Consider the following 20,649-nt stretch of genomic DNA (forward strand, 5'->3'; position numbering starts at 1 on the left):
AAGAAACCCGACGGTTTTTAATGATGTTGTAAGAGGCTTAAGCAGATAGATACTTTCCTTTTATGAGACTATTTTTTTAGTGAAATTTATAGTAATACACACTCATATAGTTTACCATAATTGTATTGTCACAGTATATTTTTTTTACACGGGGTTGTATTGTTTATTAATAAAACATAGAAAACTCAAATAGATGAATTAAAAGTACAGAAAAAGGGTTTGCAGTTGACTATCATCTGTCCGCTCTCTTGGTGGACATTTTCAATTGCTAAAAACCTGACACTTTTACTTTGCTAATACAGCCTAATTATAGCTTGTAAAACAAGCTATATTAAAAGTACAATATCCAGAGCTTTACAGCTATTGGAAAGTCTTAATCTGTAAGAGGGAATACTATTGTGCTGAATAATAAGGTAACGGAGATTTGCAGGGAACTCATCAAAAAAGAGCTTACCACTCTGAAGGATTTGCCTGTGGAACTTGCCGACACTATTGCCAATATTTACTACACGTTTGTAGTGCTTATTTTGCCTTATGTTAATATTGAGCCGGGTGGAAACTCACTTAAGTCCATCAAAGAAGCACTAAGTGCAGCAGAGCTGTATTTTGAGGATGGGACAGATAACGTGCGCACCCCTGTGGAAGAGATAGCCGCCTCTATGGCCGGCATCACTGCCGTTACCCAGTTTGTCACCATACTAAGAGATATAGATAAAAACACGGACCCCCTACAATATCGCTCCGCCACAGAACTTATACTTGACTACCTTAAGTACGGCATTGAGGATGCCGACAAAAAATTGCTTTTTTTAAGGCTTTTTGAGCGCCTGACCAAAAAATCAAAGTCTCATGGAAAAGAAATCATTAAAGGTCTTTCAGAAGTTATAGGAATATGAAAAGCTCCCGTAAATTATGTAATTGCCGGAATGGATGCCTGTAAGCCGTGGGAAATAATAAGGCAATCGTAACAATGGCTATAGGGGAGGCATATCAGACAATGTGGCGGAGCCTCTGTATGACCGGTTGGGAGAGGTATGCACAAAAGCACGGATATGATATTATTTGCATAGACAATCCCTTAGACAAATCAGAGCGTGCCCTTAGCCGCAGTCCGGCATGGCAGAAGTGTTTAGTGTTAAGTCAGGATTTTTCAAATAAATACGACCGGATTGTGTGGATGGATTGTGACATTTTAATAAATCCCTATTTTGCCCCCTCAATTGTGGATGAAGTGCCGGAGGGTATGGTTGGCGCCGTGGACGTTTGGTCGTCTCCAACTTCAGGATGGTTTCCCCTGGCATTACAGAGATATATGGACATAACCCCTGGAAGCGATACATTTAGCCTAAGTGTTTCCGCCTATTATCAAAAGTACGGCCTGCCTGATACCTTCGATAAGGTAGTGCAAACAGGTGTGCTCGTGATGTCCCCAAAGCACAGGGCTGTGCTGGAGATGACCTACTACGAGTATGAGGAAAAAGGCGGGCCGCAGTGGAACTATGAGATGAGACCTCTTTCTTATGAATTGCAAAAGGCCTCGTGCGTCCACTGGATTGACGTTAGATACAACATGAGCTGGCCTGTTTACAAGTGTCTGTTTTACCCGTTTTTAATGTTGGAAAGTACCCTTGACGATGAACAAAAAAAGGCACTGTCGGGGGCTTGTGTCAATGCCGCATACCATTACGGATACTTTCTACACTTTCCAGGGGATAAATCTGATATGCATCTGGTTAACCAGGAAACATCCCTGTGGACTGACTGTAAAATATAATTAAAAATGAGTCTTGACATAAACAAAGGTTTTTTTGTTTAATAGATTTGCGGTTGACACAGACACCGATACTAACAGACAATATTTAGGAGGATGAAATGGCTGATATTAAAGCAGATCAGGTTTTGGATACAAAGGGGTTGAACTGTCCAATGCCGGTATTAAAGACTAAAAAGGCTCTTGATGGGATCGAATCCGGCAAAGTGCTTGAGGTAATATCAACGGACGCCGGTTCAAAGTCTGACATTCCGGCTCTTTTAAACAGACTTGGCCACGAATTACTGGAGACCAAAGAAAGCGGTAACGTTATTTCATTTTTTATTAAAAAGGCATAGTTATAAACTTTTTCGGCAGCTTTGCCGATTAGTAAATGGTGCCGATAGAGAATGATATAAGTATAAATAGCCAGGATGTCAGGCATGCCCTGATATTATGGCTTTTTTTTAGCCGTGTTAACTCCGTGGAGTTTGTATGACTGATACTGGCTCAAAAGATGTTTTTTTAGTAATTGTAGTTTTATTAGTTTGTATTTACCCATGCAGTCTTTTTGCAGACATTTACATGTATGACAAAGGAGGCGGTGTGGTGTATTACTCTAATATAAAGCGAACCGGTCATAAAACCCATATTGTAAAAGAGAAAATCACAAAGAAACGGGCAGGGCAGGTTGTTGTGGCATCATTTAACAATGAACCAAAAGCCTATTTGTCACCTCCTGGTGGTGATTTGGATTTGTCGAAATACAAAGACATCGAGGACATAGTACATAAGAAGGCGGCGGAACACTCTCTGGATCCCTCACTGGTAAAAGCGGTGATAAAAGCTGAATCTAACTGGAACAGTGTGGCGGTGTCTCCAAAAGGAGCTATGGGACTGATGCAGCTTATGCCCGATACCGCTACTTTCCTTTCGGTTGCAAACCCTTACGACCCAGTTGAAAACATAGATGGCGGCATAAGATATCTAAAGTATCTGCTTGGCAGATTTAACGGTAACGTAACGCTTGCCCTTGCCGCTTACAATGCAGGTCCTAATGCAGTATCACGACATGGAGACGCCATTCCACCCTATGCTGAGACACAGGACTATGTACAGAAAGTGCTAAACACTTATAACGGAGTAACGACCTATTACCCACGGGACAAAATACAGTCTGTGTTGCCGGAAAAAAGTGCGATGACTTTTGCCTCATCAAGGCAGATATTTAGGGTGGTTACCTCTGACGGCACAGTGCTGTTTACAAATATTCGCCCGTAAGGTTTACAAAATATACAGGAGAGAAATTGAAGCACCTTGAACTGACAGAACAAATATTAGAATTAAAAGAACAGAGAAAGGCTCTGATAATCGCACATAATTATCAGAGAGATGAGGTTCAGGCATTGGCTGACCTTACAGGGGACTCCCTTGAACTATCCAGAAAAGCTGCGGAGACCGACGCCGAGGTAATCGTCTTTTGCGGAGTGAATTTTATGGCGGAGAGTGCCTCCATCTTGTCACCACAAAAAACAGTTTTGATTCCTGCTTTGGATGCAATGTGCCCAATGGCTGAGATGATAGCCCTTGACGGCCCCAGAGGGATTTATCAAGCCTTTCCGGGCTATCAGAACCCTCCAGGATACGTGTTTCCGGCAAGCTTTACGCTAAGAGACATAAAGGCAAAGTACCCGGGTGTGCCGGTGGTAGCTTATGTAAACACAACTGCTGAGGTCAAGGCCGAAAGTGACATCTGTTGTACCTCTGCAAATGTAGTTAAGGTCATTGAGTCGCTGCCGGCAGAGCAAGTAATCTGTATCCCTGATAAGAATCTTTCCATGTGGGCACAGAAAAATACTAAAAAAGAGGTAATCTCATGGGATGGTTACTGCCATGTCCATGACAGGGTAAGAACGTCCGATGTTTCAGAGGCAAGGGCGTTGCACCCCAATGCCCTGCTGATGGCTCATCCTGAGTGCAGGATTGATGTGCTTGAGCTTGCCGACCACGTTACAAGCACCTCCGGCATGCTAAGATATGCTGCATCCTCACCGGCCTCAGAGTTCATAGTCGGTACAGAAATCGGACTGCTCTATAGACTAAGAAAAGAAAATCCCGGTAAGGTTTTTTACCCCCTGCGCAAGGACATGGTCTGTCCCAATATGAAAAAAACCAATCTTACTCTGGTGTATGAGGCCTTAAGAGATATGAAAAATGTTGTAAAGGTTCCAGAGGAAATCAGAGTGCCGGCGAATAAAGCGCTTGACAGAATGCTTGCCATTTAACATCGGCCATTTTGCTCTTTTTTCTTATTGTTATACTGTGTTTCCGGTTCCTTTAAAATCCCCTCATCTTTTCCCTCCTTCCAGTTATACCAAGTTGCAGTCAAAAGAGTAACGAGGCGGCAAGGAAAAAGCGACACAGGCGTACTATGCTCGTACGTCAAGGAGCTTTCGACGAAGCCAACAAAGTTAATCGAATGAATGCAACTTGGTATTATCTGACCACAAACGTTACAGTGTCAACAACAGCACCGGTTTTGTTAGCTATGGAGACGGTATATTTGCCGGATTGAGGTTTCCAGAGAAAGGTGTCTTTAAATACGCCGGTGTTTTCACCGTTGATTATCCACTGGAAATTCCCGCCTGCGGGTTTGTAGTTAAACGGGATAAGCTGAGTGTCGTCAGGAATATCTATATCTATGGCAAATATGGCACCCTCAACCGGATATGAGATATGTGTAATACCCTCGGATTTTACGGCTGCGATGACGGAATCCGGCTCAGTGCCTTTTATAAACCACTCAAGGCGCGGTGACTCTGAGGTCGCTGAAAATGAAATCTGTCTTTGTACTAACTGAGAAAGCGGGGCAGGGGGCTGAGACGGACTGAATCTGTGCAGATATGTCATAGCCTCAAGCCAGAGGGGGGCGGCCCCGGTTATTCCGGTCACATCCCGCATGGGCTCACCGGAGAAATTGCCGACCCAAACTCCCACCGTGTATGTCTCTGAATAGCCCACACACCAGTTATCCCGCATATCCTTACTTGTACCGGTTTTGGCGGCACTCCAGAATTTTGTGGAAAGTGGATTTTCAAGCCCAAACGTGGTGCTCCGCGCCTCTCTGTCGGAGAGGATTGAGGAAATTATAAAAACCGCCCTCTCATCCATTATTCTTTTGCCGGATATGGGTGTGTTATTAACTGTCGTCATTGACAACGGACTGTATATGCCCTTGTTTGCAAGTGCTCTATAGGCGTTAACCAGCTCCATAAGAGTTATGTCGGCTGAACCCAGTGCAAGTGATGCGCCATAGTAGTCGGCCCCTTCCGTTAAACTATCAAACCCAAGCAGTCTGAGGAGGTTGTAAAACGGCTCTATACCGGTTAAGATTATTGTCTTAACGGCAGGGATGTTGAGAGACGATGATAACGCCGTTCTCAAAGACACAGCGCCTTTGTAGGTGTTATCATAGTTTTCCGGCACGTACAGCCCTGTGGTGGTTTGTAATTGTACGGGGGTGTCTTCAATTATTGAGGCTGCGGTAAGATATTTCTTCTCTAACGCCAACTCATACAGAAAGGGTTTGAGAGTGGAGCCTGCCTGTCTTTTTGCAGTAATGCCGTCAACATGGCCGGCACTGGAGCTTAACCCTGAATTACCCACATAAGCAAGTATCCGGCCGGTTTTGTTTTCCACCACCAGAATTGCTCCATCTCTTACATTACTTTGGCGTAACCGGTAGATACTGTTGTTGAGGGTTTCGATAAGGTATCTCTGAAGATTACCGTCAAGAGAGGTTGTTAAATTATCAAAGCCTGCTTTGAGGAATTTCCTTGCAAAATGGGGAGCCAACGAGAGCGCAGGAGTTATTTTATACGGCACAGTTAACTGCTCTTTTGTGAGAGTTTCAATTTGCGCACATTCGGTGTTTTTGCCCATAGCTTTACTCAACGCGCAAGCACGTTTTGCCGTAACCTCAGGGGCTGCGTTTGGGGAGATTATTAAAGAGGCTAAGATAAAAGACTCTGTTTCGTTTAACCCGTCCGGGGACTTTCCAAAGAGACCGTAAGAGGCGGCGCTTATTCCCTGAAGCTCTCCCCGAAATGTTATCAGGTTCAAATACGCCTCAAGGATTTCGTTTTTTGACCAGTGTTTTTCGATAACCCTTGCCGCCAGGATTTGATCCCATTTTTTAGCAAATATTTTCTTGTTGCTCTTGATGTCTTTCTTTAGAACAACAGCCAACTGCATAGTAATTGTGGAAGCGCCCCTGCGCTTTTTCTTTGTATATGTATCAAGCACACCTTTTATAAGCGCTTTGTAGTCCACACCGGAATGTGTATAAAAATGCCTGTCCTCTGAAAACACCAGTGTTTGTTTGAAAGAGCCGGATATTTCGTCAACTGAAGTCCAGTTAAGCCGCCGGCCTGCGGTGTCTATGCGAATCTCTTGCAGCGGATTTCCGTGTCTGTCAAGTAAAACCACATCGCTTTTTTTGTATGATTTCTTAATGTAGTTGAATTCAGGGACTTTCCAGATGAAATCCGGGATGAAAAGTGTGATGATTAAAACCACCGGAATAAGTGGTAGTGCTGCAATGATGCCGTATTTTATAAGCCGCCTGATAATGTTCATTCAGTGCCCTGTTTTTAAGGTCTTATATCAAAGTGCTGATAATAAATAAAGTTCAGGGAATACTCAGAGTTTTTGCTTTGCTTACCTTTTCGTTTGCCATGAAACCATAAGCAGGATGATTTTATTAAGAGAATCTCTTTTTGATATAGATTAGTACGAAATTCCAATAATCATTACCGGAATATCAATGTCGGCACTTCCCCTTTTCTCCAAATCCCAAACAAACTGTTCAAAGTAGGAAACGCCGGTTGACATTTCATCTGCAAACTCTTTTATAGGTACTATTTCAACTCCGGTATCAATAACACCAAGGTTATGAAAAATAGTCATTTTCGCACACACATTATAAACCATAAATGCATATTTACCGAACTGAACCTCAACACCAAGTTTTTCCTTTACAAAATCCATGTCACGGAAAGCACCACCAGCCATCGGTTTTGGATTATGAGCTGCGGTATAATACCTTGTAGGATATTCACAATTAACCTTATAGTTAGTCCATTGCATAGAAGCAAAATGTTTTTTAAAGGATTTGTTTAGTGCAACAGGACTGTATAGCATTTTTCCTTTCATCGTTCTTTCTTTGCTTTCTTTAATAATATGTTCACCGGCATCTACAGATAAAATAACATATTCAATTTCTTTTAATAAGTGAGGGTATTTCTTTTCAACTGTCTCCTTTCCATTATTAAATGAAAAAATTCCAGCAATTATCATCTATTTGTGAACCATATTAGGCCATTCTATAGGGATTTGAGAAACACGTTCTCTGCCGGTAGGTTTAAATATTTCCTTACCAAGAGGGCGTATCTGAAGTGTGCCTTCATAATATGAGTTTAATCTCTCTGTAGCAATTTTACAATATTCTGCGTCTCTGTCTATACCCATTGCCTTGCGATTATGTTTAACGGCAGCAATGAGTGAAGAACCTGCACCACAAAAAGGATCCAAAATCCAGTCTCTTTCTTTTGTGAATGCAAGTATGCAACGCTCTATGAGTTCAATTGGAAATTGACATGGGTGAGATGTTTTCTCAGGGTGGTTTGACTTAACATTAGGAATCTCAATAACCCCTGCTTCAAACTCCTCAGTGATAATTTCCCAAAAATCAGAAGGGTTTTTACCTAAGGGATTGCCACTTGGCTGTCCGCGCTTCTCTCCCTTATAATGACGTTTACCAGGGTACTTGGATGGTACTCTTACTTTATCCAGATTAAAAGTGTAATTATCTGTTTTCGTAAACCATAGCAGTGTTTCATAACGCCCTGAAAATCTATGAGATGCATGTAAGCCATGACCAAAATGCCAAATAATTCTGTTGCGAAGCTTTAATCCTGCTTTCTTAAAGATGGGATAAAAGTAAATATCCAGAGGAAAAACCTCTCCGTTATTTACATAGTTACCAACTTGCCAACACAAACTACCTGTTTCATTCAAAATTCGCACAAATTGCAAAATAGCCGTTTCCTGCCATTGTAGATATTCTTGTAAAGACATTTCTTTTTCATAAATTTTTCCGATGTTGTAGGGAGGGGAACTGACAATGAGTGAAAAAGTATCATCCGGTAAGTTTTGACAAGCACTTAATGTATCAGCCTGTGCTACAACAAGCTGAGCGTCAGACCGAAAAGAATCATAAATCACAGGCTTGTCATTAAACATATCCATACGGTTAAGCCTACTATTTTGTCTGTGTAAAAAGCAACAATTTTTCAATACTGGTAAAGACTAATCTTTCCATAAGAATATTGAGATTATGTGCCAAAACTGTTATCCACTCAACACTGCATGGTGTCAGTTTTCAAGCACTGCCGGGGGCAATAATGTGTTCAAGGCTGATTGATATTTTCCGGCCTGTCGTGTTAGTCTTTATCGGTGTGCAATTAACGATAATTCATAACAGGAGAGACTTTTAATGTCAAATGAGGATATTCCTAAAGGCTTTTTAATATCAACTGCGGAGGCGGCTATAAAGAAACCGGGCCGCAGGGATATGACTGTCATATATTCAACTGTAAGGGCACACGCTGCAGGGGTTTTCACAAAAAACACCGTTAAAGCCGCCCCTGTTATTATAGATATGGAAAGAATATCTGCCGGGTACGGAAGGGCTGTTTTGGTCAACAGCGGAAACGCCAACGCCTGCACCGGTAAAAAAGGAATGGCGGATGCCTTGAAAATCTCCGCCACCCTGGCAAAAGCTCTGAAAATCCCCGGCTCCGAGGTGTTTATTTGCTCAACCGGCGTAATAGGCACCCCACTTCCAATGAGCAGGATAATCCCTATGATACCTCAATTAGCCGGCAACATGGGCAAATCCACCCTGCTTGATGCCGCCAACGCCATCATGACTACCGATACGTTTCCAAAGCTGTTTTCAACAGGGATGAAATTTGGTAAAACGCAGGCAACACTGTCGGCAATTGCCAAAGGCTCAGGGATGATCTGTCCCAACATGGCCACCATGCTCTCATTTGCCATAACCGATGCAGCAATTGAAACCGGAGCGCTTAAGGAGGCTCTGCTTGCCGCAGTCAATGACACCTTTAACAGCATTACAGTTGACGGACAGATGAGCACAAACGACACGCTGATAGTCCTTGCAAACGGCCTTGCCGGAAATGCACCAATAGGGCAGGGCTCGAGGGAGTTCAAAAGTTTTCAAAAGACCCTGACTGAGGCTTTCTCACATCTTTCCGATATGATAGTAAAAGACGGTGAGGGCGCCACTAAGTTTATTACTGTGGAGGTCAAAGGCGCTCCTGATAGTGAGTCCGCCCGAGCTGTAGCCGGTAAGATAGCAGACTCCCCGCTTGTTAAAACCGCCATATACGGTCATGACGCAAACTGGGGACGCATCATGGCCGCCATGGGTACTTCTGACGTGCACTTTGACCCCCTCAGGGTGGATATCTATTTCAATAAAGCTAAAGTCGTTAAAAACGGACTCTCCGCTGATAACGACTCTGCCGCCACAGAGGTGTTAAAGGAAAAAGAAATACATATTACAGTAAATTTAAATATGGGTAAAAAAGCGGCAAAAGTGCGCACCTGTGATTTAACCGAGGGCTATATCAGGATTAATGCAGAGTACCGGACTTAAACAGCCTTGTGTTGGTTTTGGAATATCTCCGCTTTAGGAGAGGACGGAATATAGAGCTATGCAGGACTATACTGAAGTTTTAGATTTAATTTATAAAAAATCCCTGTTTCAAAAAAAGAAAATAGAAAAGGATTTCTCCAAAAGAGACAAGGTTTTTTTTGATGAATTCAACCTTTTTTTAACTGAATATACCGCGTGGCTGAACTCTCAGAACATTGATATAGATTATGCTGTAGATGCTTACATAGAGTTATGTGCCGATATGCTGGATTGCCAAAAGAAATTTCTCAAAAGCGGAGAGTATCCCACAAAATCCTCAGAAATGTCTTTTGAGCAAACCTATTCAAATCTGTCTAAGATGAAGTCTTATATGGCAGGGCTTGCTCTCTCACAATTTCTGTGGAAAACTCATTATGAAATTTATAAGTTTTATGATAAGTTTATCGCCGGCAAAGCGGAGTCAGTTTATTCTTACCTTGAAATCGGCCCGGGCCACGGTCTGTTTCTTAAAGCCGCCATTACGCATTTATCAAACGTAAACAGCTTTACCGTTGTAGATATAAGCCCTCAGTCAATAGAAATTACCAAATCCCTGATTGAGTTTTTTTTCAAAGAAACCCAAAAAGTAACCTACAACAATTGCGATATAATGGATTTTCACAACAGTAAAACATATGAGCTGATAACCATGGGAGAGGTGCTTGAGCACGTTGCAAATCCCGGAGCGCTGCTCAAAAAGATTAGAAATATACTTTCCCCAAATGGAAAGATATTTATCTCAACCTGTGTAAATTGCCCTGCAATAGACCATATCTATCATTTTAAAACAGTGGATGAGATTCGGGACATGTTGAGCTCAAATGGACTGATGATAGTTAACGAGAGAGTGTTGCCTGTTGAAGATTTTCCGATGGAAAGAATAGTTAAAAACAACATTACCATTAATTATTGTGCAGTTTTGAGTAAAGACGGCAGTAGCCGATGATACGTTGAAACACAGTCTTTACAGCCATGAAGTGTATTTGCTAACATGTCAGAGGTGATACATCATCAGTATGTAGAGGAGGCTGTCTTAATCAGGTCGGTGGAAGAGGAGCTCCTCAGGCTCTACAGACAGGGACTTGTCAACGGCACGGTGCATACGTGCACAGGTCAGGAATTCTCGGCACTTGCTTTCTGTAAACAGCTCAAAGACGGGGATTTTGTATATTCCAACCATCGTTGCCACGGCCATTATATTGCATTTACCGGAGACGTCAAGGGCCTGACACTGGAACTAACTGGCCGCAGTGGCGGCACATGCGGAGGCATAGGTGGAAGCCAGCACCTTTTTCACAACAAGAGACGCTTCTTCTCTAACGGCATTCAGGGCGGCATAACAGGTGTCTCTGCAGGGATAGCTCTGTCGTATAAACTTAAAAAAACCACCGGTATCGGAGTTGTATTTATTGGAGACGGCACTCTGGGGCAGGGGCTTGTTTATGAAACTCTCAATATTATCTCCAAATGGGAAATCCCCCTTCTGATTGTTCTGGAGAACAACCACTATGCCCAGTCAACCGCCCAGGAAATCACTCTTGCCGGAAAAATAGCCGCCCGCCCAGCCGCCTTTGGTATAGCAACATTTGAAAGCTCCATATATGAAACAGACAAGTTATTTGAGGATGCCGCACAGAGCATTTCCTATGTACGCAGTGAAAGAAAACCGGCTTTTCATATCGTAGAGACGTACCGTCTGTCGGCTCACTCAACAGGGGATGACCTGAGGGACCCTAAGGAGATACGGCGGCACTCAGAGTGCGACCCGTTAAATATAATAAAACAGGCCGACCCCGCACTGTACAAGCAAATAGAGCTGAGGGTGGATGCTAAGATAGCTGAGGCGCTAAGTGAGGTAAAAACCGGTGAGCACCAGCCGCCTCAAAACTATTACGGTGATGTGCAGGCTGTGAGAAGCGAGCCCCTTAAGTGGACTGTTGTCAGCCCTGATGTTTCCCGGCAGCGGGTGATAAATAAAGTAAACGCCGCACTGATGTCGCTTATGGATAAATACGAGGATGTAATCCTTATCGGTGAGGATATACACAGCCCATACGGCGGCGCATTTAAAGCCACAAAAGACCTCTCTTTGAAATACCCGGGCAGAGTTCTGACCACAGCCATTAGTGAGGCGGCCATAACGGCGGTTGCCAATGGGCTGGCAATGGGCGGATTCCGGCCCTTTGTCGAGATAATGTTCGGAGACTTTATAACTCTCGCTTTTGACCAGATTGTCAATCATGCCTCTAAGTTTTACCACATGTACAATAAACAAATCTCATGTCCTGTGGTTATAAGAACACCGATGGGCGGTACAAAAGGTTTCGGGCCCACTCACAGCCAGAGCCTTGAAAAGTTTCTTATCGGGATTGACAATGTTAAGGTTATAGCGTTAAACCGTCTGACAGATATCGTACATATTTACGACACCATATACAAACAGGAAAGGCATCCAGTCATTGTCATTGAAAACAAGGTGGATTATGCCAGGGTGTTTGGGCAGGTGGCAGAGGAGATATTCAACAATTACACCCTTGAGTCCCTCAACACCGGCTATCCTGTTGTGAGATTTTCCCCTAAGGACACAAAAGCCGACGTAACTATAATAACCTACGGAGGCACTGTAAATGCGGTACTAAGTGCGGCAAACAGTCTCTTTTTTGAAAAAGACATTCTCTCTGAGATTATTGTCCTGACTCAGATTCATCCCATTGAGTACAAACACCTGTCGGTGGCAATCGGCACTGATTACATCTTTACCGCCGAGGAGTGTTCCGCCTCAGGAGGTATAGGTTCAGAGATAATATCAATACTTTGTGAAAATGGACATGCCTCTAAGAGGCTCTGCAGGGTGTCATCCATGCCGGTGCCGATTCCGGCTGCCGGTGAGCTTGAAAGAGTGGTTCTGATAAATGCAACTCTTATAGTTAACACCGTCTGGAGAGTGTATAGTGGCAATTAAGACAGATGTAGTGGTTCCTTTTGAAAACGTCACCGACGATTCCATTGTCGTTGCCGAGATAATGTTCAAAACAGGCAGCCACATTGAAAAAGGGGATATTTTATGCCGGATAGAGACATCAAAGTCAGTGGTTGACGTAGAGAGCCCTGAAAGCGGATACGTTGAGCTTATGTGCAGTGAAAATGACGAGATTAAACCGGGCGGCGTATTGGCTGTTATTACAGAGGCTGTGCCTCGGAGTATCACCCCCAAACAACCGGAGACAGCCGCTGAAAACACTGCTAAAACAGCCGGCCTGACAACCCTGTATTCAAACTCTGCGAGTCGAATGATGACAGAGCACGGCCTCTTATCTGATGTATTCAACGGCAGGGCTTTTGTAAAAGAATCGGACGTGTCGGCATACCTTGGGAAAAAAACGCCGGAGAAAATAAAATCATATTCAGGCTATGACGACAGCCGTGTGGATGCTATCCCGCCTGTAAATACAACTCTAAAAAGAATCCCGCGATGGAAGGCCGCCGAGGTTGCAGCTCTTTCAAGCAGCCAGAACCTTCTCATCACCAATCTTGCGGCAAAGGTTACACTGCCGCCGTCTTTTGCTCATACCGGCAAAGCCCCTTTTGGAAGCCTTCTAAGCAGCCTGACGCCCCTGATTTTGAAATTAACATGTGAAACACTTCAGATATTTCCAGAGTTTAATTCCTTCTTCCACAACGGCAATATATACACATACGACCTGATAAATATCGGCTATACCATTGACCTTGGCAGCGGCCTCAGAGTTGTCAGCCTTGGCAATCTGCACGGGACTTCCCCCGATGAGATAAACAAGCTAATCTTCAGCGCTACTAAAAAGTATTTGAAAAATGCCCTCAAACCGGAAGAAATCACAGGCAGTACCTTTACAGTGACCGATCTTTCCTCAGAGGGTGTGGAGTCATTTACACCGTTGATAAACAGGTATCAGAGCGCCTCTTTAGGTATATCATCTGTAGATGAGAGGAGTTTAAGTTTTATCCTAAACATAGTGTTTGACCACAGGGTGCACGAGGGCAGGTCTGCCGCACGATTTGTAAGCCGGCTGCGAAAGGAAATTCAGAAGTGCCTCGAAACTCAAAGTCCTATTGTTCAGGCGTAACAATCGGTGAGTTTTCCGACAGGGATATACTCTGTAACGTAATAGCGCCCGACAGGCCTTTTTTCAGTGTATGGGAGCCCTGCGAAACTCTAATAGTGCTTGGCCGATCAAATGTTGCCGCTGATGAGGTTTACATGCACAGGGCACAGCAGAGCAGCATACGGGTTTTAAGACGAATGGGCGGAGGCGGCGCTGTTGTGCTCTCAAAAGGAATGCTGATTCTTACCTTTTCCACAATGTCCAATGTGCTTGTTAACCCCTCAGATGTATTTAACACAGTTAATATGAAGATTATGTCGGTACTTAGCAGCTACGGCGTCAGGGAGCTGTCTCTGATGGGTATATCGGATATTTGCTTAAACTCTAAAAAGATTCTGGGCAGCTCGCTTTATCTTCCACAAGGCGGGATTGTTTATACGGCGTCGCTTCTGTTTAATTGCGAGCTGTCAGATATTGAAAAATACCTGAAATTTCCAACCAGATATCCACAGTACAGAGCGGAGAGGACACACAGTGAGTTTCTAACAACGCTTTACAAAGAGGGATACACCATGCCGGCAGAAAGCCTTGCGCAGAGCCTTATGAAATCATTTTGTGACATGTCAAAACCCGCTCTGTCAATAATTGAAATTTATACCCGAAATCCGATATAGAAAAACCAGCAGCCCGATAGAATTGGTTAAAGTTTATTTTTTCATCTGCTGCTGCAATTACAAAAAAATGGTTGACTTCTCAAAGTTTTTATATTATAATCACCGAAATTTCAGATAAAAGATACAATGGGCTTTTAAGAAAAGGAGCAGGAAAATGAAAATGAGCCATGCGTGGCGTCCGGTGATAGTAATTTTAGGAGCGGTTATTTTTCTTTTGATTTTAAGGACAATTTATGTGCCGGCAGATTTTACCGCTAAAAACGGCGATTACAAGTATCAGTGGCACAGGACAGGTAATGAGAAGTACTGGCAGGATTATCCGGCCAAACACATGGGACAGGAGTTCTGTGGCACCTGCCATGCTGATAAGGTGGAAAAAATAAGCGCCTCCGGACATCAGAAAGTAGAGTGTGAAAGCTGTCATGCCTTACCTGAAAAGGCGGCTAAGAAGCACCCTGTTGACTTGAAAGAAGATTTTAAATACCTTCTTGAGATAGGTGTGGACAGCACCCGGGAGCTGTGTAAGAGATGTCATGCAAAACTGCCGTACAGACCGGCAGAGTATGCAGGGGCCAAGGGTACAGTAAAGTTTAAGATGATAGACCCCAAGACCCATAATGCCGGCATTGAGTGTGTAACTTGTCACGATGTTCACTCAGCGGGATTTAAATAGCGGCTTAGGCTGTTTTGCCAAAACATAAGGAGATAGCAGGTCATGGTAACAAGAAGAGATTTTATTAAGGCAGGGTTGCTCACTGTAGCCGGTATGACAATACCAATAAGTGCTCTTGAGATATTTAAACCGGAGGCTCTGGCATCACTTGTGGAGTCATTCAGTAAGAAGAAACGTTGGGCCTTTGTAGTGGATACAACCAAATGTGTAGGATGCGGCATGTGTGCCAAAGCGTGTAAGCTGGAAAATGAAATTCCTTTTGAGGCTGAAGTACAGCGCACTTGGGTGGAGAGATATATACAGACGAAGGACGGTGAGGTGATTATTGACTCCCCAAGGGGAGCCCGATATGGTTTTACCTCAAATGACCCTTATGGCAAAGAACTGAAAGATGAGGAAGTTGCTAAGGAGTTTTTTGTGCCAAAGCTTTGTAACCAGTGCGAAAAGCCCTCTTGCGTACAGGTATGCCCTGCCGGTGCCACCTATAAAATGGAAGACGGTGTTGTTCTGGTTGACCGCTCATGGTGCATAGGATGCGGTTACTGTGTAACCAACTGTCCGTATTTCGCAAGGTTTTTTAATCCTGTAACCAACACGGCTGACAAATGCACTTTCTGCTACCACAGGATAACCAAGGGCAAACAGACAGCCTGCATAGATGCGTGTGCTTTTGGAGTCAGAAAGATAGGTTACCTCCACGACCCCAATAGTGAGGTGTTTAAAATCGTGAGCACTCAAAGAGTTGCTGTGCTAAAACCTGAATATGGCAACGAGCCACATGTGTTCTATATTGGCCTTGACCACATAGTAAAATAAAGGAGAATCAGTAATGGAAGAGCATACACTTGCGCATGGAGCGTATTGGACTGTAAAGGAGTTTTTCACATACCCTAATGAATATATATATTGGACAATTCACATTGTTATATATCCTTACCTGACCGGTCTTGTGGCAGGTGCGTTTGTTCTTTCATCAATGTATCATGTTTTTGGAAAGGATGAGCTAAGGCCGGTAGCTAAGTTTTCTCTGGTGTTTTCCCTGGCTCTTTTGATAATGGCGCCCTCTCCCCTTCTTTTTCACCTGACGCAACCCCAAAGGTCCATTAATATTATGATGACACCTCACTTTTATTCTGCAATCTCAGCCTTCACATTTGTGTACTTATCATATATGGCGATAGTTGTGTTTGAGATATGGTTTGTCTTCAGGCCGTATATTGTAAAGCAGGCACAGGAAAGAGACGGTATAGTGGGTCTAATGTACAAGGTAATGACCCTGGGCAGCTATGACGTCAGTGAAGCGGCACTACACCTCGATCATAAAATAATAAAGATTCTGGCAACCGCCGGAATCCCTGCAGCAGGACTTCTTCACGGTTATGTAGGTTTTATTTTTGGTTCCGTAAAAACCGTGCCTCTGTGGAAAACTCCACTTATGCCTTTCATTTTTCTTATGTCAGCCGTCATATCAGGTGTTGCCGTTTGCATTGTCACCTATATAGCGGGAATGGCTTTTAAAAAGCATTTTATCTGTTTTGTACCTATAAAGAGTATGAGCAAAGTGCTTGCATATTTTTTGGTCATAGCATTTCTTTTAGAGGGAATAGACATAGTGTTTCACGCATACACGGCGGAGGAGTTCTGGCACATAATGAGCGAGCTGTTGTTTAAGCGTTTTGCCTTTAAGATGATAGTGGTGCAGTGGATATTAGGGATGATTCTGCCTTTCATTCTTCTTGTGCTTCCAAATCTAACTATGCTCAGGTCCTTTATTGCCGCCTCGCTGGTGCTGATGGGCGTCTTTACAATGCGTTGGGACGTTGTTATCGGCGGGCAGTCTATGTCCCGCAGCTTTGCAGGCTTTCTGGAATTTAATTTGCCGGTTTTTTCAAAAAATATCGAGATATTTAAAGAGGGCCTTATTCCTGCTTTGTTCTTGCTTGCCGCACCGTTTTTCCTCCTTTATATTTTCAACAAGGTGTTACCGGTGTTTAAGGATATCTTCACTGAGCAGGAGTGTGCAGAGGCTGAGGATAAAATGTCTAAGAGGCTCTTTTAGTTAACCCTGCAAATATAGCCTTTAAGTGCACTGCCACATGCCGCTGTTGTCTTACAGAGATCACAGCTCTGTTTTACATGGTTGTGGGAGTGCGCTTATTATCTTTGAAACAAAAACGTTTTTTATGATACAATAGGGTACGTGCGGCCGTTTGCCTGATACGGCTGTTTAAATATTATGTACTGAATATATTAAATAAAATATCATGCTAAAAAAGAGTATTCTTGTTGTTGACGATGAGGCGGTGGTGTCTCTGGAGATAAGCACCTTGCTTCAGAGCTGGGGCTACAGGATTGCCGGAACTGTCGGTACCGGAGAGGAAGCCATTAAATGCGTAGAGGCATCCCCCCCCGATCTGATTTTGATGGATATTAATATCAGGGGTGAGTATGACGGAATAGAAACATCAAGGCGCATAAAGGCTATTTCCAGCATACCCATAATATATCTGACTGCTTATGCTGATGAGGCAATTTTGAGACGCGTGGAGAGAACTAATCCCTATGGATACATTTTAAAACCATTCCATGACAGCGCTCTTTATGCCGCTATAAAGATTGCTCTTTACAACAAGATGGTAGAAAGAGATCATGAGGTTCAATATCAGATACAAAGCGTGCTAAACACAATACTTAGAATTTCACTTGAGCCTATTACTCTCATTGAACAAATGGATAAAATCTTAGAGACTATAATAACCCTGCCATGGTTAAAGTTTGAATCTAAAGGAGCTATTTTTCTTGTCAAAGACAATGCGGAAATCTTACAACTAAAAGTACATAAGGGCTTTTCTGCTGAACTTTTAGAGGCTTGCGATGAGGTACCCTTTGGTAAGTGTCTCTGTGGTAAAGCGGCAGCCAGCCGTAAAATGGTTTTTTCAGATTGCATAGACGACCGCCATGATATTACATTTAGGAGAATGACACAACATGGGCATTTCTGTGTTCCTATTAAGCTGGCCGGTAAACTTCTCGGCATATTTAACCTATACCTGAAAGAGGGACACAAAAAGAGCCATATTGAGGAGGACTTCCTGACAGCAGTATCAAACACGCTTGCCGGTATCATAGCTCGCCGTGGCGCTGAGGAGGCATTAGTAAAATTAAAGATGCAGCACGAGCTGATTTTGAACTCCGCCGGTGAGGGAATCTATGGGCTGGATGCCAATGGGATTATCTCATTTGTAAATCCTGCCGCCTCTAAAATGATTGGCTGGGGGGCGGAAGAGCTCCTTGGAAAACACAAACATAGCATCATTCACCATAATTATCCCAACACAACCGACTGTGAAAATGAGGATTGTTTCATATATAAGACTTTTAAAGACGGTGTGGTTTACCGTGTAAATGACAGGATGTTCTGGAGAAAAGACGGCACCAGTTTCCCTGTGGAATATGTTTCAACTCCTATTTTTAACGAAAACCAGCAACCGGCAGGCGCAGTTGTCGTATTTAATGATACCTCCGAACGAAAAGAAGCTGAGGAGAAACAGAGACGCCTTCTTGAGGAGTTAAGGCAAACAAACGATAAACTAAAGCTTAGCACGGAAAAAATAATACAGTCCGAGAAAATGGCTGCTTTGGGGCAGCTTGTCTCAGGTGTCGCACACGAAATAAATACGCCTATAGGCTCAAGCGTGATGTCCGCTTCACATCTGCTTGAAAAAACCAATGAAATTGTTCAGTTGTTTGAACAAAACAAACTCACAAAATCGAAAATGCAGCAATATTTCGAGGTAGCCTCCGAGGACAGTGATATTATAGTGAAGAATCTTTTACGTTCCTCCGCTATGGTTAAAAGTTTTAAGATGGTATCCGGTGACCAGACCAGCCATCAGAGGCGTAAATTTAAACTCAAGGAATACGTTGAGGAGATTATTATGAGTTTAAAACCTATGATTAAAAAAACTCCTCACCAAATACACATACATTGTGACAGAGAGGTTGAGCTGGATAGCTATCCCGGAGCAATTGCACAGATAATAACCAACCTTATTATGAATTCGTTTATTCATGCTTTCGACAAGGACAGGGATGGTACCATTGATATCAGCATTATAGAAAACTTCAACAATGTGGTACTGATGTTTAACGACAACGGCAAAGGAATACCGGAAGGAATACTGGGTAAAATATTTGACCCGTTTTACACAACTAACCGTAAAGGGGGCAACAGTGGGCTGGGTTTGCATATTGTTTATAATATAGTAGCTCAAACGCTCAAAGGTGAAGTATATTGTGAGAGTGTGGAGGGGCATGGAAGCAGTTTTGTTATTACTATACCAAAGGAGTTATCCTGACTTTTTTATATAAAAAACTTCGGGTGTGCTTATGAAGGATACAGAGGATACATATTCATTTTTTAGTGATGACGAGGAGCAGCAGCCGGGAGCCATCAGGGATTTCTGGAAAGTACTTGTTGTAGATGATGATGCCGAGCTGCAAAGAGCTACAAAATCAGCACTTGCCGGTTTTATTTTTCAGGAAAAAGAACTTCAATTACTCTTTGCCTTTTCTGCTACACAAGCCGCTTCTGTGCTCAGAGATAACATGGATACAGCTGTGATTCTTTTGGATGTGGTTATGGAAGACGACCTGGCAGGCCTGAACCTGGTAAAGTATATCAGGGATGAATTGAAAAACCGCTTTGTCAGGATATTGTTGCGTACAGGGCAACCCGGAATTGCCCCGGAAAAATCTGTAATTGTTGACTACGATATTAACGGTTTTCTGGAAAAAAGCGATTTGACAATCCAAAAACTATACACTGCTATAATTACCTGCTTACGTTCCTACAGAGATATAATGGATTTAGAGAAGGCCAATGAGGCCTTTGCCGTAGAATTTCAAAAACGGCTGGAAGCGGAGAAAGCAGCGGCGGAGCAGTCACAGCAAGCTGCAATCGGGCTGGCTATATCACAGATAATCCATGGAGCTAAAAATATTCTCAACGCCTTAAAGGGTGGTAAATATATAATTGACACTGCATTTAAAAACGCCGACATGGATTTGGTAAAACAGGGCTGGGATATAACAAAAATTGGTATAACTAAGATGGAAACCCTCACAAGCGATCTGCTTAATCTGTCACGTTTTAATAAGCTTGAGCTTAAACCAGGCCGCCTTAACGTGCTGGCATGTGAGATTCTCCAGTCCTATAAAGACACTCATGCCTGCACCGGGAACAATTGCGTTGACATAAGCGGTCAACTTGAGGAACACTTGCCTGAAGTAATGTTTGACCACGCAGCGCTATATACCGCCTTAATGAACCTGCTCTCTAATGCTGTAGATACCTGTAAGGACAAAGCATATCTTCCCTGTGAATGCGCAAAAGTGCTGCTGCGGACTTATACGGACACTGACGGGTATATTAATTTAGAGGTGGAGGACAATGGCTGTGGGATTAAAGCCGCCGACGTTCCCAATATATTTAAACTGTTTTACTCTACAAAACACTCTAAGGGTAACGGCCTTGGGCTATCAATTACAAAGAAAATTGTAGAGGAGCACGGTGGGGCGCTGGATGTATATACAGAGGCAGGGAAAGGTACTATCTTTCAGATAAAGCTTCCACCTGTAAAAAAGCAAACAAATGAGTTTTAATGTTAGTCTAATAAATTATGCAA

Annotated in this window: 18 protein-coding genes; 15 read left to right on the forward strand and 3 right to left on the reverse strand. The window is 43.2% G+C overall.

Annotated elements, in window-relative coordinates:
* Positions 1-398: 398 nt before the first annotated feature.
* From H7844_03360 to nadA, 5 genes are all read left to right on the forward strand, one after another.
* On the forward strand, positions 399-896 hold the full coding sequence (locus tag H7844_03360) for a hypothetical protein (protein MEO5356320.1): 498 nt from the start codon (positions 399-401) through the stop codon (positions 894-896).
* A 47-nt stretch (positions 897-943) separates the two neighbouring features.
* Positions 944-1,774 (forward strand): hypothetical protein, encoded by an 831-nt coding sequence (locus H7844_03365; GenBank protein MEO5356321.1) that lies wholly within the window; start codon positions 944-946, stop codon positions 1,772-1,774.
* Positions 1,775-1,872: 98 nt separating this feature from the next.
* A complete protein-coding gene (locus H7844_03370; protein ID MEO5356322.1) occupies positions 1,873-2,109 on the forward strand; it encodes a sulfurtransferase TusA family protein in 237 nt (78 codons plus the stop codon).
* A gap of 136 nt (positions 2,110-2,245) precedes the next feature.
* Positions 2,246-3,031: a lytic transglycosylase domain-containing protein gene (locus tag H7844_03375; protein MEO5356323.1), complete on the forward strand. Its 786-nt coding sequence runs from the start codon at positions 2,246-2,248 to the stop codon at positions 3,029-3,031.
* 26 nt (positions 3,032-3,057) lie between these two features.
* Positions 3,058-4,035 (forward strand): quinolinate synthase, encoded by a 978-nt coding sequence (gene nadA / locus H7844_03380; GenBank protein ID MEO5356324.1) that lies wholly within the window; start codon positions 3,058-3,060, stop codon positions 4,033-4,035.
* A gap of 211 nt (positions 4,036-4,246) precedes the next feature.
* Here the strand turns inward: nadA and pbpC are convergent, their stop codons facing one another.
* The 3 genes from pbpC to H7844_03395 all read right to left on the reverse strand — a co-directional run bounded on the left by pbpC (position 4,247) and on the right by H7844_03395 (position 8,059).
* The gene (gene pbpC, locus H7844_03385) at positions 4,247-6,388 is read right to left on the reverse strand and encodes a penicillin-binding protein 1C (protein MEO5356325.1); all 2,142 of its coding nucleotides are present in this window, start codon (positions 6,386-6,388) and stop codon (positions 4,247-4,249) included.
* Between the two features lie 150 nt (positions 6,389-6,538).
* On the reverse strand, positions 6,539-7,108 hold the full coding sequence (locus H7844_03390) for a restriction endonuclease (protein ID MEO5356326.1): 570 nt from the start codon (positions 7,106-7,108) through the stop codon (positions 6,539-6,541).
* Complete coding sequence (locus H7844_03395) at positions 7,109-8,059, reverse strand: site-specific DNA-methyltransferase (protein MEO5356327.1); 951 nt, start codon at positions 8,057-8,059, stop codon at positions 7,109-7,111. It lies immediately after the preceding gene.
* Between the two features lie 247 nt (positions 8,060-8,306).
* Between H7844_03395 and argJ the strand changes: the two genes are divergently transcribed.
* The 10 genes from argJ to H7844_03445 all read left to right on the forward strand — a co-directional run bounded on the left by argJ (position 8,307) and on the right by H7844_03445 (position 20,626).
* Positions 8,307-9,494, forward strand: coding sequence for a bifunctional glutamate N-acetyltransferase/amino-acid acetyltransferase ArgJ (gene argJ, locus H7844_03400; protein MEO5356328.1), 1,188 nt, complete (start codon positions 8,307-8,309; stop codon positions 9,492-9,494).
* Between the two features lie 58 nt (positions 9,495-9,552).
* A complete protein-coding gene (locus tag H7844_03405) occupies positions 9,553-10,479 on the forward strand; it encodes a class I SAM-dependent methyltransferase (GenBank protein ID MEO5356329.1) in 927 nt (308 codons plus the stop codon).
* Positions 10,480-10,524: 45 nt separating this feature from the next.
* Positions 10,525-12,495, forward strand: coding sequence for a thiamine pyrophosphate-dependent enzyme (locus H7844_03410; protein ID MEO5356330.1), 1,971 nt, complete (start codon positions 10,525-10,527; stop codon positions 12,493-12,495).
* A complete protein-coding gene (locus H7844_03415; GenBank protein ID MEO5356331.1) occupies positions 12,485-13,636 on the forward strand; it encodes a 2-oxo acid dehydrogenase subunit E2 in 1,152 nt (383 codons plus the stop codon). Before H7844_03410 ends, H7844_03415 begins: the two co-directional genes overlap by 11 nt.
* A complete protein-coding gene (locus H7844_03420) occupies positions 13,600-14,289 on the forward strand; it encodes a hypothetical protein (protein MEO5356332.1) in 690 nt (229 codons plus the stop codon). The genes H7844_03415 and H7844_03420 overlap by 37 nt, the downstream gene beginning before the upstream one ends.
* 154 nt (positions 14,290-14,443) lie before the next feature.
* Positions 14,444-14,962, forward strand: a complete 519-nt coding sequence (locus tag H7844_03425) for a cytochrome C (GenBank protein MEO5356333.1) — start codon at positions 14,444-14,446, stop codon at positions 14,960-14,962.
* Between the two features lie 42 nt (positions 14,963-15,004).
* Positions 15,005-15,778 carry a 4Fe-4S dicluster domain-containing protein gene (locus tag H7844_03430; GenBank protein MEO5356334.1) on the forward strand — a complete coding sequence of 258 codons (774 nt, stop codon included), beginning with the start codon at positions 15,005-15,007 and terminating at the stop codon, positions 15,776-15,778.
* 13 nt (positions 15,779-15,791) lie between these two features.
* A complete protein-coding gene (gene nrfD, locus H7844_03435) occupies positions 15,792-17,021 on the forward strand; it encodes a polysulfide reductase NrfD (GenBank protein ID MEO5356335.1) in 1,230 nt (409 codons plus the stop codon).
* A gap of 205 nt (positions 17,022-17,226) precedes the next feature.
* The gene (locus H7844_03440) at positions 17,227-19,320 is read left to right on the forward strand and encodes a response regulator (GenBank protein MEO5356336.1); all 2,094 of its coding nucleotides are present in this window, start codon (positions 17,227-17,229) and stop codon (positions 19,318-19,320) included.
* A 31-nt stretch (positions 19,321-19,351) separates the two neighbouring features.
* Positions 19,352-20,626 carry an ATP-binding protein gene (locus H7844_03445; protein ID MEO5356337.1) on the forward strand — a complete coding sequence of 425 codons (1,275 nt, stop codon included), beginning with the start codon at positions 19,352-19,354 and terminating at the stop codon, positions 20,624-20,626.
* The last annotated feature ends 23 nt before the right edge of the window (positions 20,627-20,649 follow it).

The organism is Nitrospirae bacterium YQR-1 (assembly GCA_039908095.1).
In the GTDB taxonomy this organism is placed as follows: Bacteria; Nitrospirota; Thermodesulfovibrionia; order Thermodesulfovibrionales; family Magnetobacteriaceae; genus Magnetomonas.